We start from the raw sequence: 13695 nt of genomic DNA, 5'->3' as shown, positions 1-13695 counted from the left end.
CCGAGCTGGTCAAGATCGTTAGCCTAAGGGACGTTTCGGTGGTAGTCGCGAAGAACATCGTCGGCTCCGCCACCGACACCGATGGCGGCCGGCACTCCTTCCCCGGCGGTCACTACATCGCCGTGGTCAGCTACAAGGACAACGGCCGGACCGTCCGGATCGTCGACTCGGCGGACCCGTCGCGCCCCGCCTACTGGATAATCACCATCGACCTGGCGAACTGGATGGCCACCCGTGGTTACTCCGCCTGATCCCGCCTCCGCCTCTCGGGCACCGGCTCCGGGTCGACGCCGACGCGCCAGGAGGTGCCCATGGTGAGCTGGGCGGCGAGCGTGGCGGCAATCCCGGCGACGGTCACGACCAGGCCAACGACATGCAGCGCCCGGTGGTCAAGGCCGGGCAGTAGTGGCAGACCGGCGAGGGCAGTGGCCGGGCCGGCGAAGCCAAGCGCGAGGGCGGCGATGACCAGGAGTTTGGCCCACTAGCGGAGGGTGCCGGCCGCTTCGGCGTCGAGGCGTACTCCGGTGTCGCCGGTGCGGCGCCATTGGGACACGGTGCGCCAGCCGAAGGCGAGCAGAAGGCCGAGCAGGTACAGCGCGAGTGCGAGCCAGGCCATCGTCATGCCTTCCGGTCGGTGCAGCAGCTGTCGGCGCATGCCGTGGCTGGGCCGGCGTCGGCGGCGGGCAGGGGGGCGACGCAGTCGTCGCAGTGTTCGCCCCGCCAGGCTTCCACGCCTTCCTTGACCGCCACGGCAGCGATGACGAGCGCGGCTATCGGGTCGGCCCAGGACCAGCCCCAGAGGGCGTTGAGGGCGAGGCCGACGAGGAGCACTGCAGACAGGTAGGTGCACAGCATCGTCTGGGTCGAGTCGGCCATGACCGTGGCTGAGCCAAGTTCCCGGCCGGTGCGCCGCTTCGCGCGTACAAGCAGCGGCATCACGATCAGCGACGCCACGGCCAGGCCGATCCCCACCGGGCTGGCGTCGGCGTCTCCGCCGGCCAGGAGCGAGCGGAGGGCGTCGAAGGTCACCCAGGCGGCCAGGGCGAAGAACGACACGCCGATCAGCCGTAGCGCCAGCCGCTCCCGGTCCTCGGGCACGCGGGAGCGGAACTGCCAGATGAGCACGGCGGCGCTCGACACCTCGACGAAGGAGTCCAGGCCGAAGCCGATCAGTGCGGTGGAGGAGGCCGCCGCGCCGGCGGCGAACGCGACCAGGCCCTCGAGCAGGTTGTAGCCAGCGGTGGCGTAGGCCAGCCACAGGCTGCGCCGGGACAGCACCGCCCGGCGTCCCGGGGTCAGTAGTGATGTGCTCACGCGCTCACCCCCGCCAGAGAGCTGGCCGGGGCCCCGTAGACCGGGCACAGGGCGACCGCTTCCCCGGTGGCGGCGAGGAGTTGTTCCGCCGAGCGCAGCAGGTCCAGTAGCTCCGGCCGGGTCAGCGCGTAGAACGACTGGCGGCCCTCGACCCGGTAGTCGATCAGCCCGCAGTCACGAAGGCACGCCAGGTGCTTCGACACCGTCGACTGGGCCAACCCCAGCTCGCCGGTCAGGTCCACCACCCGCGCCTCACCCGACGCGAGCCGTTGCAGGATCGCCAGCCGGGTCGGATCACCGAGGGACCGGAACAACGCCACGGCAGGAGTGAGTCCAGGGGGGAAACCAATCGCCATGCCGCGATGATAGCGCCAAGACGGGATGGATTTCCCGGAGGGTTGTGTCAGCCGCTGCGTGGGGCGTACATGATCACTGCCACTCCGATGAGGCAGATGGTTGCGCCGATGATGTCGTAGCGGTCGGGGCGGAACCTGTCGACGACCATGCCCCAGGCCAGGGAGCCGGCGACGAAGACACCGCCGTAGGCGGCCAGGACGCGGCCGAAGTTCGCATCGGGTTGGAAGGTGGCGACGAATCCGTAGCACCCGAGCGCGATGACTCCGGCCGCGATCCACAGCAGCCCTCGGTTTTCCCGCCAGCCCTGCCATACAAGCCACGCGCCGCCGATCTCGGCTAGCGCGGCGAGCAGGAACAGCAGGATCGAGCGGGCAACCGTCATGCCTTGGACCGTAGCGGCAGCTCCTTGCGGTCCTGTTCCTCGGGCTTCCCGCAGGAGCAGCTGCCGCCGGAGCAGCCGGCTGCGTGCCGGCGCTTGCTGGCCCACCACCAGGACAGCCCGGCAAGTATCGCCAGGGCGACGGCAACCCCAGGCATGAAGCGGTTGGCTACCGCCCAGCCTGCACCACCGATGATCCCGGCGGCCAGCAGGGCCGGCAGCACGCAGCAGGCGGCGCAGGCGGTTGCTGCGAGTCCGGTCAGGCCGGAAGGCATCAGGCGGCGAGCCCGGTCAGCAATGGTCGGCACGGTCGTTCCTCCCGGCGAGTTCAGCGAATGGCAGGGGACAGCAGGAGCTTCCGGCGCACGCGACGAGGTCGTCGCAGCCAGCGGCGATGGCGGCTCGTAGGGTGTCGCGGATGACGGTCAGGTCCGCCAGCTTCTGTTCGACCTCGGCGAGCTTGTCCTTGGCCCGGGCCTGTAGGCCCGTGTCCGGTCGCCGGCTGTGCTGGTGCCGACCGGCGTCGAGCAGGTCGGCGACCTCGTTGAGGGTGAAGCCGAGGCGCTGCGCGGCCTTGATGACCCGCAGCAGGGCCACCGTCTCGGTCGGGTATAGCCGATGCCCACCAGGTGACCGCTGCGGCGAGGCGAGCAGGCCACGGCGCTCGTAATAGCGCAGGGTCTGCAGGTTGACCCCGGCCGCGTCGGCCAGCTGGCCGCTGCGCAGCCCTGATCCGCTCATCGCGTGCCTGCCGCTGACGCGGCACGATTGGCGAGGCCATCGAGCACGTCGACCTGTGCCGCCGGTACCCGAACGTCCAAGGTCAGCGAGTCCGGGCCAGACCGGGAAACGTCAAAGGCAAAGAACGAGCAGCAGGACGACTCACGGGCCGTCAGATCCCGGGCCGTCTCCTCCACATGGGCCGCGCAATCGAGCTGCAGCCGCAAGTGCTGCGGCGACAATCGGTCGGAACCTCGCACGGCATCGCGGAAGAACTGGTCGAACTCGGCGAGCCGCAGTGGCCTTTCGGCCGTCGGCAGGGTGCACGCATCCGGCGCCCAAGCATCATCGGTGGTGATGTGGTGGTCACTCATACCTCGACGGTAAGCCTGTACCTAGGTACCGAATGCAAGCTGGTGTCGCGCCCACCCGCGGGGGCTCAGAGGCCGTTGCCAGGCCGTCAGAGATTCCGCCGGGACGCCGCCGTGCGAAGCGGCGGGCGTGGGGTAGGCAATCCTCCGGAGGAGGTGGGTCCGGTGATGGATGGCATGGCGGGGATGTGCATCTGGATGCTGATCTCGGGCCTATTCGGCCTGGCGATCTTGGCGCTGATCGTCGTGGGCGTGGTGTGGCTGGTGCGGTCCCTGTCGGGCTCCAGACCGGATGCGGGCGAGCAAGAGCTACGCCGCAGGTTCGCGGCCGGTGAGATCGATGACGAGGAGTTTCGGCGTCGGCGGGAAGAGCTGCGCCGCCCGTAAGACCTGCTGGGCTTGTCTGACCCTGCATGACCCCAATTGCCTTGCATGTGAGCAGCCGTTGGCGGCACCGAGACCCTGCTTACCGTCACGTCACCCGCGCAGTGGCTGGTCAACCCGCCCGCAGGGCAGGTGGAGCAGCTTGCCCGTCCCCCGGAACCCTCAGCCGCAGTCGCCGAGTAGGACCCAGGTGAACGGCTGCACGTCACCTGCCGGGGTGTGGTGCTCATCCCGGGCGGCGCGGAGGACGGTGTAGCCGGGGAACTGCGCGGCCAGCTCGTCCGCGCCGTAGCGGGCGGTCGGTAGCCCGGAACATTGGGTGGGCCCGTCGGCGGCGAAGGTGCCGACCACCAGGTAGCCACCCGGAGCCAGCGCCTGCCTCAGCACCTGCCGGTAGCGGTCCCGGCCGGCGGGGTCGGTGAGAAAGTGGAACACCGCCCGGTCGTGCCACAGCCGGTAGCGGCGGGCCGGCCGCCATGACAGCAGGTCGGCCACGATCCAGTCGACCCGGTGCGCGTCGGCGCCCAGGCGGTCCCGGCTGACGGTCAGGGCATCGGCGGCAACGTCCAGCGCGCTCACGTCCCGATACCCCGCCTGCAGCAGGTGGCCGACCAGCACGCTCGCCCCGGCGCCGACGTCGATCACCGGATCTGCGAGCGACAGCCCGGCGTCGTCGATAAGGGCCATCGACTTGTCGGCTTTCGCCTCGAACCAGCTCACCTCGGTGACCGTCCGGCGCGAGTAGACGCCGTCCCAGTGCACACGCGTGTCGTCCACGCCCGCCAGCCTCCCACCCGTCGGCGGCCTGATCCAGGATGCGTGGCACAGCCCACCTCACACCCGGCTGGCGGTTCGTGGCTTTGCCGGGCGGGGCACCCGCTGGCGTGTTGCAGGCGCAGCCCCGCGGTGCTCATGGCCGGCGCGTCTGGTCCGCCTCAATGAGCAGGTTGAGACGCTCATGGACAGCTGGAGCACCGACCGCGAACGCGGCAGCGCGCTCCTGCTCTGCGGCATCCCCGCCGACGAGCTCACCGCCTTCACGTGCCCGGACACCGGCAGGCCGAGCCTCACGCGATGCCTTTCCGGGCGCGTTCGAGCAGACCGATGATCCTCTCTTCTTCGGCCGGGATGCCTTCGCTCAGCCGCGCCGCGGCGTGCACCACCAGCCACGACCTCGTCTGGCGCAGCGGCGGCGAGCCGCGCCGGTAGTCTCGCGCGTAGGCGTGGGCGAGCACCGACCGCCCAGCGGCGATCAGCGCCCGTGACACCAGCGGCGTGCCGGGCAGCGGATCGGACCACCGCAGCAGCAGCAGCGTACGAGCGTGGTCGGCTTCGGGGACGCCCCGCGTCGCGGCGCCCCAGTCAATGACAGCGGCCTGGTCTGCGGCCAGCAGGATGTTGCCGGGGTGGTAGTCGCCGTGGCACAGCCGATCGCCGTCCGGCAGCCCGTCCAGCAGCCGCGATACGAAGTCGAGCAGATGCTGCGGCAGCGCGGCGTCGCGGATCCGGGTGGCCAGGACCTGGCGGAGGCCGGTCAGCTCTGCCGGCGCCTGAACACGATGGACCGCGAGGTGCGCCTTGGCCAGGGAGCGGGCCAGTGCGTAGAGGCGCCACGGTCGGCGTTGCAGAAGCGTCAGCATGTCCGGTCCGGCCAGGCGCTCCACCACCAAGCCGGTCCGGCCATCGCACTCCACGACGTCGACCAGCCTCGGTGCGACGCCACGATCTTCCAGTGACCGGAGGGCCAACGTCTCGGTGCGGTGGCCGCCGAAGCCGGGACGGTACAGCTTGAGCACCGCCCCGTCGCTGCACGCGTACACGTCCGCCTCGCGACCTGCGCCGAGCCGTGGCCCGAGCGCCCCGGCGCTCGCGATGTTCACGCGCCCGTCTCCGGCGGGGCCAGTTTGCGGGCGCGGATGCGCTCCACCGTGCCGGCCTTGAGCCGTTCGGCCTCCTCGATCTCGAAGCTGGCGGCCTGGACGAGGGACAGCTGCCGGCGGGTGAAGTGCTCCCCGGCTGCGCGGATCGTGATCCGTTCCAGCAGCCACTGGGCGGCGCGGATCGGCGGCCAGCTGCTGGCGATGTGGTCCACCAGCAGCAGGGTGCCGTCGGGCACCAGGACCCGGTGCATCTCGGCGATCGCGGCAGCGGGGTCGGGGATGGTGCACAGCGACAGCGCACACACCACCGTGTCGAACGACGCGTCGTCGAAGGGCAGGCGCTCGGCGTCGCCTTCGCGCAGGTCCACCTTGCGGCCGAGATCGGCGGCGCGCTCGCGCGCGATGGCCAGCATCGCCGGACTCAGCTCGATGCCGGTGATGGTCGTGTCGGATCGGTAATGGGGCAAGTTACGGCCGGTGCCGATCGCGACCTCGAGAACCCGGCCGTGAGCGCGCTGGCCGAGCCACTGGCGTCCACCGGCAAACCAGGTCTTCTCGAAGAAGGCGATCTGCTTGTCATAGCTGGGCGCGCTCTTGTCCCACACCCGCTTCTGCCGGGCGGTCGGGCTTTCACCCGTCTCGGGCTTTGCTGTGTTGGTCATGACGGTCCTTGTCTACGTGCAGGGTTGGGAAGCGAGCAGTCGGTGTCGGAGGCGACGGCGGCGCCGATGACTCCCATGACCGCCTGTCGCACCCGCGCGGCGGCCTGGGCGGGGTCGGGTTGTCCGGCATCGAGCCAGGCGATGATTGCCTCGATCGCCACGACCGGCGCGAGCTGCGCTGCCCATCGGGCGAGAGCCTGGTCGGGGACGACGGCGGAGATCTGCAGGTATGCGGCGGCAGTGATGTCGGCGCGGAACTTCTCGATGCGCTCCTTGAACTCCGGCTCCCGCAGGGCGTGCTGGAACAGCAGCCGGAACCCGGCAGGCGACTCGATCGCAGCATCGAGCAGGCCGTCGATGCTGGCATCGGTGAACCCGCCGACAGGCTCGTCGACATGGGCATCCAGCCGCGCGCACATCCGGTCCAGGACCGCCTGATACAGGTCGGTCTTGGAATCGAAGTGCCGGTAGAGGATCACCCGCGTGATGCCCGCCTCGGTGGCGATGTCCTCCAGGCTCGTTGCGGCGAAACCGGACCTGGCGAACGCCTCGGTCGCCGCGGTGAGGATCTGCTCCCGGCGCTGTGCCCGGGGCAGGCGGCGTACCGGCTCCGGCTTCTGGTCGACCACCACGGACCTCCAACGCAGGCTTGTTGACTTGAGAGTGTACTTATGCCTATGTTGCCTTTCAAGTACACAAGCTGGAGGTATCGATGAGCGACTCGATCATCGCCGTCAGCGAGATCACCAAGCAGTTCCGCAACGGCACCCGCGCGCTCGACGGCCTGACCTTGCAGATCCCGCGCGGAAGCATCTACGGGCTGCTCGGCCCGAACGGCGCGGGGAAGACCACCCTGATCCGCATACTCGCCACCCTGCTTCGCCCCGACACCGGCACCGCGCGCGTCGCCGGACACGACGTCGTCCGCGACGCGACCCGAGTACGAGAGCGGATCGGCCTCGCCGGACAGTTCGCCGCCGTCGACGACCACCTGACCGGCCGCGAGAACATCATCATGATCGGCCGCCTCTACGGCCTGACCCACCGCGAGGCAGCCCGCCGAGCGGCAGACATCCTGGACCTCATCCACCTCGCCGACGTCGCCGACCGGCAGGTCAAGACCTACTCCGGAGGCATGCGTCGGCGCATAGACCTCGCCGCGAGCCTCATCGGCCGCCCACAGGTGCTGTTCCTCGACGAACCCACCACCGGCGTTGACCCGGCCAGCCGCCAAGACCTGTGGCACCTCGTGCGGAACCTGGCCGCCGAGGGCACCACCGTGCTGCTCACCACCCAATACCTCGACGAGGCCGACCAGCTCGCCGACCGCATCGCCGTCATCGACCACGGCCGCCTGCTCACCGAAGGCACCGCCACCGAACTCAAAGACCGCACCGGCGGCGCCATCATCCAACTCGACCTGCCCACGGAGCTGCAGCAGGCAGCCTTGGCCACCCTGGAACCGCTGGCCGCCCGATGCGACCGCGACCGGATCACGCTGCCCGCCCCCGACGGGCCACTGACCCTGCGGCACGCGCTGCGCCTGCTCGACCACGCCGACATCACCCCGACCGACGTCGCCCTGCACCGGCCCACCCTCGACGACGTCTTCCTCGCCCTCACCCGCCACGACAACCGCGAACTCGCCGGGAGGACCGCATGACCACCGCCGCCATCCCCGCTCGCGGCCACGGCCGCGCCCTCATTCACACCGGCGTCGTCACCCGCCGGAACCTGCTCGCCAATATCCGCCTGCCCGACGTGCTGATCCTGTCCACCGTCCAGCCCGTCGTGTTCATGCTCATGTTCCTCTACGTCTTCGGCGGCGCCATCCAAGCCGCCCTACCCGCCGCCGCCAAAGGCGAGTACGTCTACTGGCTGATCCCCGGCATCCTCGCCCAGTCCGCCGTTTTCGGGTCCGCGCCCACCGCCTACGGGCTCAACAACGACCGCACCAAAGGCGTCCTGGACCGCTTCCGCGCCCTGCCCATGGCCCGCTCCGCCGTGCTGACCGGCCGCACCATGGCCGACCTCATCCGCAGCACTTTCATCCTCGGCCTGCAACTCGCCGTCGGCGTCGCCCTCGGGTTCCGCTGGCAGAACGGCCTCGGCGACATGCTGGCCGCCATCGGCGTCGCGCTCGCCTTCGGCTACGCCTGCTCCTGGCTGATGGCCTACCTGGGCCTCACGATCCGCAACTCCGAAGCCATCCAGGCCGCCATCTACATGGTCGTCTTCCCGATGACCCTGACCAGCTCCGTCTTCCTACCCACCCAGACCATGCCCGGCTGGCTCCAGACCTTCGCCGAACACCAGCCCATCACCATCATCGCCAACGCCCTGCGCGGCCTCACCCTCGGCCAAGAAGCGCTACCGGCCGGCCACACGGTCACCAGCGAGACAGTGCTCGCCCTCGCCTGGACGACAGGAATCCTCGCGATCTTCGCACCCCTCGCCGTACGTGCCTACCAGCGCGACGTCGCCTGACGGGCTCCGAGGCAAAGGAGGCGGCGCGGCTCGCTGCCGCGCCGCCTCAAGGCTGTGCCAACGGTACCGAGCTGCTCGAACGCCGTGAGGGCAAGCGCCCCCGGATCCGGGCCCAACCGCAGATGGTCAGGTAACTGCCTCCTCGGTGCGACCTCGCCCGCATCGGGCCTCGCCCCCGAGCACTACCCGTGCCAGTGGAGCACGGTCTCGGGGCGCACAGGCAGCCGGATCTGGCGTAGCACGTCGCGGGGGAGTCGGTGCATCAGCGCGGCGAGCGACGCCCGGTCAATGGGGTGAACCGGATCTTCTGGCCGTGCAGCTGCCGCTGGAGGACCGTGATCTGGTGGCGCAGGGCGAGGATTTCGGCGTCCTTGGCCCGGTCGCTCATGGGTAGCAGCCGCAGCATCGCGAGCGCGTTGGTCACGCCGAGGTACGCCAGTCGAAGCAGCACGGCGAGGCATCATCACGTAGTGACCGACAGCGATCCGAGGCGCCCCGGAACGTCGACAGGGGCAAGATTCCGTCGCGACGCTCAAACCCGGCCACGACAAGGGCGGACGACATTTTCGGCACCCTTAGGATCGTGGTGGCCGAGCGGATCGCGGCCTGGCTGCCGGCGCGCAAACACCGCCGTGCCCGCCTGATGCACGGCCTGGCTCATGTGCACCGCGAAGGTGGCCACCTAACTCATCGGGTGCAGCCACCTGCGCGCGACGAGGCGGGCCGCCTGCCGTAGCAGCGGTCCTGCTGCGCTCATGCAGCGCTCGAGATCAGGTTCGAGGTCGGACAACCGGAATACTTGCTTGATGCCGATGTCCGCCAGGTCGGCATCATCGAGGTCGGACCCTCCACAGACAGCAACCACTGGTGCCCCGGCAACCCGTGCCGCTGTCGCCACGCCGAAGGGGGTCTTGCCGGACAATGTCTGTCGGTCCAAGTAGCCCTCGCCTGTCACCACCAGTGCTGCGCCTGCGACGACCTCGTCGAACCCGATGACTTGAAGTAGGAACTCGATGCCGGATTGGAAGCGGGCGCCGAGCAGTGCTTGAGCGGCGAATCCGACTCCTCCGGCGGCACCCGCGCCGGCCAGGCCAGCCGCGTCGCCGCCGGTGTGGTCCGTCAGGACCTCGGCGAGTCGACTAAGGCCCCGCTCAAGCAGCTGTTGTTCTCGCCAGCCAGCGCCCTTCTGCGCCGAGAAGACGGCGACCGCACCCCGGTGACCCAGTAACGGATTGTCGACGTCACTCGCAAGGGTCAGTTCTGCTTGGGCGAGGCCCGGATGCAGCCCGGTTAGATCGACGGTAGTCAACTCGCTCAATGCCCCACCCCCGTCCCGCAGGTCTCGGCCGGCGTCGTCGAGCAGGCGGGCTCCGAGCGCGCTGAGCATCCCGGCGCCCCCGTCGGTGCTCGCGCTGCCACCTACCCCGATCACGATCCGCCGGATGCCGGCGTCGAGGACCGCGCCGACGACCTCGCCGAGTCCACGGCTGGAGGCCGTGAGGGGTGCTAACTCGCCGCCGGGAAGTCGTACCAGCCCGCACGCGTCAGCCATCTCCACGACGGCTGTGTCCCCATTGGTGGCGTAGTGCGTGTCGACGGGGCGTCCTGTCGGCCCGGTGACCGTCACCGGCAGCAGCGTGAACCCCGCCGACCGGACCGCTTCGAGGGTGCCGTCGCCGCCGTCGGCGACCAGGGTGCTGCGGACATCGACGGCGGGTGCCACGTCGCGCAGTCCTCCCGTGACCGCCGCCATGACCTGGCTCGCCGTTAATGAGCCCTTGAACTTGTCGCAGGCCACGACCGCGTGACCTCGACGTATCGAGTCACCGGTCACCGGTCAGCGGGTGCAGGATCGGCTGCGGCGGGATCGAGGTAGGGGTGCACGAGTTCGGCGTATCGGCGGGCCATTGTCGCCAGCACATCGTCGCCGTTCATCGCCCAGATCGCGGCGTTGAAGATCTCCACCTCGATGTCACCGTCGTACCCCGTGGCGGCGATCATCGAGGTGATAGCACGGAAGTCGATCACGCCGTCGCCCATCATGCCGCGCGAGAGCAGCGCGTCAGAGGCGATCGGCAGGTTGAAGTCACAGACCTGGTAGCTGGCGACCCTGCCCTCCCGGCCAGCGCGGGCAATCTGCTCAGGCAACTGGGGGTCCCAGAAGACATGGAAGGTGTCGACCACGACGGCGACGGCGTCCGCCGGGTGACCGGATGCGATGTCGAGGGCCTGGCCGAGGGTAGACAGGACCGCGCGGTCTGCGACGTACATGGGATGGAGGGGCTCCAGGACCATCCGCACGCCATGCTCCTTGGCGAACGGCACCAGCTCGGCGAGTCGGTCCGCCACCCGTTGACGAGCGCCAGCGAGGTCGCGGTCGCCCTCTGGGAGCCCACCTACAACCATGATCAGCGCGTCAGTGCCCAAGGTCGCGGCCTCGATGATGGCGGCCCTGTTGTCCTCGAGCGCGGCCCTCTGCCCGGCGGCATCAGCTGCCGTCAGGAAGCCACCTCGGCAGAGTGAGGAGACCCGCAGACCCGCGTCGCGCACTCGTTTGGCCGCGGCGTCGAGCCCGACCTCGGCGACACGGTCGCGCCAGAGGCCGACCGCCGGCAGTCCGGCTCGGACTGAACCGTCGACTGCCTCGGGCAGGGTCCAGTTCTTGGTGGTCATGGTGTTCAGCGAGAGCCGCCGCAGCGTCGCCTGGTCGATGTCCATCATGCTCTCAATCACCGATCCCCTGGACGGACAGGTACCGCCGCATCCGGTGCGCGGCGAAGTCCGGATCAGCCAAGAGCTCGGCTGCGTCCGCCAGCCGGAAGAGCTCGACCAGGTGCAGCACCGAGCGCCCGGCGTGCAGCCCGCCCACCATCGAGAAAGCGGCCTGATGGCCGTTCAGCCAGGACAGGAACGCGATCCCGGTTTTGTAGTAGTAGGTCGGTGCCTCGAAGATGTGCCGGCCAAGCGCCTGGGTGCCGTCTAGGATCGCCCGCGCTGTAACGTCGTCGCCGGCATCGAGGGCCTGGATGGCCAACGAGGCGGCGGGGTAGATCGCGGCGAAGATGCCCAGCAAGGCATCGGAGTGCGCCTTTCGGTCGCCGACGACGAGTTCCGGATAGTTGAAGTCGTCACCGGTGTACAGGCGGACCCCCTCGGGGAGTGCGGCGCGCAAGCGGATCTCGTGGGCTGCGTCGAGCAGCGACACCTTGACCCCCTCGACCTTCGCGCGATGAGCATCGATGATCCGCAAGAACGCCGATGTCGCCTGTTCGACATCGTCCGAGCCCCAGTAGCCGGCCAGTGCAGGGTCGAACATGGCGCCGAGCCAGTGCAGGATGACGGGGCGGTCCGCGTCAGCTAGCAGGCTGCCGTACACATGGGCATAGTCTTCCGCGGAGCGTGCAATCCGGGCCAGCGCCCTTGAGGCCATAAGGATCACTGTGGCCCCGCTGCCGGCCACGGCCTCAATCTGCTCCCGGTAGGCCGCCAGCACCGCCGCCAGGCCCGCAGCGCCCTCAGGCGTACGGCTGGGGTCGAGCTGGTCAGTGCCCGCACCGCAGGCGATCGCACCGCCGACGGACCGGGCCTCCGCGGCAGAGCGGCGGATCAACTCGGCCGCCGCTGGCCAATCGAGACCCATGCCACGCTGGGCGGTGTCCATGGCGTCGGCAACGCCCAGCCCGTAGGACCAGATCCGGTGCCGGTACCGGAGCGTGCTGTCCCAGTCAATGGCTGCGGCGCCACCCGGGACGTTCTCGGATAGTGGCTTGGGGATCACATGTGCTGCGGCAAAGGCGACGCGGGACCTCAGCGGAGCCTGCGGCTGCGGCCATTCTCGCGGCGGCTTCAGGACGTGGCGCCCGAGGCTGCCGTCGATGTTTGGCAGGAGCACGGCTCCTGCCGAATTGGCGACGGTTGTCACAGTGAGACCTCGCCGAGCTCTACGCGCCGTCCCTCGCTTGAGGACTGCAGGCCCGCCTCGGCAAGCCTCAGACCGCGAACGCCGGCAAGGAAGTCATATGGGTGGTCGCCGTCGTTCAGGACGTACCGGATGAACTGCTCCCACTGCGCTTTGAAACCGTTGTCGAATTCCCCGTTGTCCGGCACCGGATTCCACTGCTGCCCGAACGACATGGGCTCCACCAGATCGGGGTTCCAGACCGGCCTGGGCGTCTGTGCACGATGCTGCGCGACGCAGCGGTGGAGCCCGGCGACCGCGCTGCCCTCGGTGCCGTCGACGTGGAACTCGACGAGTTCGTCCCGGTGCACGCGGGTCGTCCACGACGAGTTGATCTGGGCGATCACGCCCCCGGACAGCTCGAAAATCCCGTAGGCGGCGTCGTCCGCCGTGGCGGCGTACGGCTTGCCCTGCTCGTCCCACCGCTGTGGAATGTGCGTGATCACCCTTGCCGTCACCGCTTCTACGGTGCCGAACAGGTTCTCGAGGATGTAGTTCCAGTGCGGGAACATGTCTGTCGAGATGCCGCCGCCGTCCTCCTTGCGGTAGTTCCAGGTGGGCCGCTGGGACGGCTGCCAATCACCCTCGAACACCCAGTAACCGAACTCGCCTCGCACGGACAGGATGCGGCCGAAGAATCCGCCGTCGATGAGGCGCTTGAGCTTCAGGAAGCCGGGAAGGTACAGCTTGTCATGCACGACGCCGTTCTTGACCCCGGCGTCTCGCGCCGCGCGGGCAAGACGGAGGGAGCCCTCGACATCGTCGGCGATCGGCTTTTCGGAGTAGATGTGTTTGCCGGCAGCGATGGCCTTCAGGATCGCCTGCTCACGCACTGTGGTGAGCTGTGCGTCGAAATAGATCGGGTCGTCCTGGTTCCCGAGCGCCTCGTCCAGATCGGTCGTCCAGCGCTCGACGCCGTGCCGGGCGGCGATCTTCTGAAGCCTGTCCGCGTTCCGGCCGAGCAAGATCGGGTCGACCTGGACACGGGAGCCGTCGGACAGCTCCACACCCCCTTGGTCACGGATGGCCAGGATGGAGCGCACCAGATGCTGGCGGTAGCCCATCCGCCCCGTCACACCGTTCATAATGATGCCGAGCGATCGTGATGCCATGTCTAGGGCTCCTTCGGATAGCGCTTACCAGTGCGGTGAGAAGAAGTGACGATGGCGCTCTGTGGGCGCCT

General features: G+C 69.2%; 19 protein-coding genes and 1 pseudogene. 4 read left to right on the top strand and 16 right to left on the bottom strand.

Annotated features, from left to right (window positions below; translation table 11 throughout):
• Positions 1 to 44 precede the first annotated feature (44 nt).
• A pseudogene (locus GA0070624_RS26465) lies at positions 45 to 251 on the top strand (C39 family peptidase); the annotation flags it as partial.
• A 230-nt stretch (positions 252 to 481) separates the two neighbouring features.
• On the opposite strand, the gene GA0070624_RS36515 reads toward GA0070624_RS26465, so the two are convergent.
• The 7 genes from GA0070624_RS36515 to GA0070624_RS26435 are packed head-to-tail and all read right to left on the bottom strand — an operon-like array spanning position 482 to position 3144.
• On the bottom strand, positions 482 to 616 hold the full coding sequence (locus tag GA0070624_RS36515) for a hypothetical protein (RefSeq protein WP_281181013.1): 135 nt from the start codon (positions 614 to 616) through the stop codon (positions 482 to 484).
• A 2-nt stretch (positions 617 to 618) separates the two neighbouring features.
• On the bottom strand, positions 619 to 1314 hold the full coding sequence (locus GA0070624_RS26460) for a cation efflux transmembrane domain-containing protein (RefSeq protein ID WP_091345633.1): 696 nt from the start codon (positions 1312 to 1314) through the stop codon (positions 619 to 621).
• The gene (locus GA0070624_RS26455) at positions 1311 to 1670 is read right to left on the bottom strand and encodes an ArsR/SmtB family transcription factor (RefSeq protein ID WP_091345632.1); all 360 of its coding nucleotides are present in this window, start codon (positions 1668 to 1670) and stop codon (positions 1311 to 1313) included. The genes GA0070624_RS26460 and GA0070624_RS26455 overlap by 4 nt, the downstream gene beginning before the upstream one ends.
• A 47-nt stretch (positions 1671 to 1717) precedes the next feature.
• Positions 1718 to 2053 (bottom strand): YnfA family protein, encoded by a 336-nt coding sequence (locus tag GA0070624_RS26450; protein WP_091345631.1) that lies wholly within the window; start codon positions 2051 to 2053, stop codon positions 1718 to 1720.
• The gene (locus GA0070624_RS26445) at positions 2050 to 2358 is read right to left on the bottom strand and encodes a hypothetical protein (protein WP_141715174.1); all 309 of its coding nucleotides are present in this window, start codon (positions 2356 to 2358) and stop codon (positions 2050 to 2052) included. The genes GA0070624_RS26450 and GA0070624_RS26445 overlap by 4 nt, the downstream gene beginning before the upstream one ends.
• Positions 2342 to 2791 carry a MerR family transcriptional regulator gene (locus tag GA0070624_RS26440; RefSeq protein WP_091345629.1) on the bottom strand — a complete coding sequence of 150 codons (450 nt, stop codon included), beginning with the start codon at positions 2789 to 2791 and terminating at the stop codon, positions 2342 to 2344. The genes GA0070624_RS26445 and GA0070624_RS26440 overlap by 17 nt, the downstream gene beginning before the upstream one ends.
• Positions 2788 to 3144 (bottom strand): hypothetical protein, encoded by a 357-nt coding sequence (locus tag GA0070624_RS26435; RefSeq protein WP_091345628.1) that lies wholly within the window; start codon positions 3142 to 3144, stop codon positions 2788 to 2790. Before GA0070624_RS26435 ends, GA0070624_RS26440 begins: the two co-directional genes overlap by 4 nt.
• A 165-nt stretch (positions 3145 to 3309) precedes the next feature.
• Between GA0070624_RS26435 and GA0070624_RS26430 the strand changes: the two genes are divergently transcribed.
• Positions 3310 to 3528 (top strand): SHOCT domain-containing protein, encoded by a 219-nt coding sequence (locus GA0070624_RS26430; RefSeq protein WP_176732053.1) that lies wholly within the window; start codon positions 3310 to 3312, stop codon positions 3526 to 3528.
• A gap of 159 nt (positions 3529 to 3687) precedes the next feature.
• On the opposite strand, the gene GA0070624_RS26425 is transcribed toward GA0070624_RS26430, so the two are convergent.
• The 4 genes from GA0070624_RS26425 to GA0070624_RS26410 form a co-directional block, all read right to left on the bottom strand.
• Positions 3688 to 4302, bottom strand: a complete 615-nt coding sequence (locus GA0070624_RS26425) for a class I SAM-dependent methyltransferase (RefSeq protein WP_218105316.1) — start codon at positions 4300 to 4302, stop codon at positions 3688 to 3690.
• A gap of 290 nt (positions 4303 to 4592) precedes the next feature.
• Positions 4593 to 5405 carry a phosphotransferase family protein gene (locus GA0070624_RS26420; RefSeq protein ID WP_245718999.1) on the bottom strand — a complete coding sequence of 271 codons (813 nt, stop codon included), beginning with the start codon at positions 5403 to 5405 and terminating at the stop codon, positions 4593 to 4595.
• Complete coding sequence (locus GA0070624_RS26415; protein ID WP_091345626.1) at positions 5402 to 6067, bottom strand: class I SAM-dependent methyltransferase; 666 nt, start codon at positions 6065 to 6067, stop codon at positions 5402 to 5404. Before GA0070624_RS26415 ends, GA0070624_RS26420 begins: the two co-directional genes overlap by 4 nt.
• Positions 6064 to 6696 (bottom strand): TetR/AcrR family transcriptional regulator, encoded by a 633-nt coding sequence (locus tag GA0070624_RS26410; protein ID WP_218105315.1) that lies wholly within the window; start codon positions 6694 to 6696, stop codon positions 6064 to 6066. The genes GA0070624_RS26415 and GA0070624_RS26410 overlap by 4 nt, the downstream gene beginning before the upstream one ends.
• 83 nt (positions 6697 to 6779) lie before the next feature.
• Between GA0070624_RS26410 and GA0070624_RS26405 the strand changes: the two genes are divergently transcribed.
• Complete coding sequence (locus GA0070624_RS26405; RefSeq protein ID WP_091345624.1) at positions 6780 to 7730, top strand: ATP-binding cassette domain-containing protein; 951 nt, start codon at positions 6780 to 6782, stop codon at positions 7728 to 7730.
• Complete coding sequence (locus GA0070624_RS26400) at positions 7727 to 8554, top strand: ABC transporter permease (protein ID WP_091345623.1); 828 nt, start codon at positions 7727 to 7729, stop codon at positions 8552 to 8554. Before GA0070624_RS26405 ends, GA0070624_RS26400 begins: the two co-directional genes overlap by 4 nt.
• 262 nt (positions 8555 to 8816) lie before the next feature.
• Here GA0070624_RS26400 and GA0070624_RS26395 read toward each other — a convergent pair whose 3' ends face one another.
• The 5 genes from GA0070624_RS26395 to GA0070624_RS26375 all read right to left on the bottom strand — a co-directional run bounded on the left by GA0070624_RS26395 (position 8817) and on the right by GA0070624_RS26375 (position 13624).
• Positions 8817 to 9005, bottom strand: a complete 189-nt coding sequence (locus GA0070624_RS26395) for a hypothetical protein (RefSeq protein ID WP_245718998.1) — start codon at positions 9003 to 9005, stop codon at positions 8817 to 8819.
• A 231-nt stretch (positions 9006 to 9236) separates the two neighbouring features.
• Positions 9237 to 10352: a glycerate kinase gene (locus GA0070624_RS26390; RefSeq protein ID WP_218105314.1), complete on the bottom strand. Its 1116-nt coding sequence runs from the start codon at positions 10350 to 10352 to the stop codon at positions 9237 to 9239.
• Positions 10353 to 10384: 32 nt separating this feature from the next.
• Entirely contained in the window at positions 10385 to 11287 is a 903-nt protein-coding gene (locus GA0070624_RS26385) for a sugar phosphate isomerase/epimerase family protein (protein WP_342672756.1), read from the bottom strand.
• A complete protein-coding gene (locus GA0070624_RS26380; RefSeq protein WP_091345621.1) occupies positions 11280 to 12476 on the bottom strand; it encodes a dihydrodipicolinate synthase family protein in 1197 nt (398 codons plus the stop codon). The genes GA0070624_RS26385 and GA0070624_RS26380 overlap by 8 nt, the downstream gene beginning before the upstream one ends.
• On the bottom strand, positions 12473 to 13624 hold the full coding sequence (locus GA0070624_RS26375; RefSeq protein ID WP_091345620.1) for a Gfo/Idh/MocA family protein: 1152 nt from the start codon (positions 13622 to 13624) through the stop codon (positions 12473 to 12475). Before GA0070624_RS26375 ends, GA0070624_RS26380 begins: the two co-directional genes overlap by 4 nt.
• Positions 13625 to 13695 lie beyond the last annotated feature (71 nt).

Source organism: Micromonospora rhizosphaerae (genome assembly GCF_900091465.1).
Lineage (GTDB): Bacteria > Actinomycetota > Actinomycetes > Mycobacteriales > Micromonosporaceae > Micromonospora > Micromonospora rhizosphaerae.
This window is presented reverse-complemented; position numbering and strand designations above follow the sequence as displayed.